The organism is Chryseobacterium sp. SIMBA_038, assembly GCF_046535115.1.
In the GTDB taxonomy this organism is placed as follows: domain Bacteria; phylum Bacteroidota; class Bacteroidia; order Flavobacteriales; family Weeksellaceae; genus Chryseobacterium.
On record NZ_JAWRXH010000131.1, the window covers coordinates 1 to 277 of the forward strand.

Below are 277 nucleotides of genomic sequence, written 5' to 3' on the forward strand. Positions count from 1 at the left end.
CCCATTCCCCCGCCGTTCAACCGACATCAGGCTGCACGCCCATCGCCGCCATCGTCGCCGATTGCCGTTCGGCTGCATAGCCGGCCAGCGGATGCCCGTCCACCAGTTCCGTCCATACTTCCGTATCGACATCGCCGAGCGACTCCGACAACGGCGGCGGATCGTCCCCGCGCGTCGCGATCTTCCCGGCAATCGCCGGATGCGCGTCGAACGCCGGATGCACGTTCATCCCGACCAGCACAAAGTACGCGAGATCGTTCTCGTTCACGAGCCCATG

1 protein-coding gene is annotated in these 277 nt (G+C 65.3%); it reads right to left on the bottom strand.

The features are described from left to right. Window positions 1-16 precede the first annotated feature (16 nt). On the bottom strand, window positions 17-277 hold a 261-nt coding region (locus SB689_RS22995; protein WP_410694379.1), incomplete at its 5' end, for a hypothetical protein.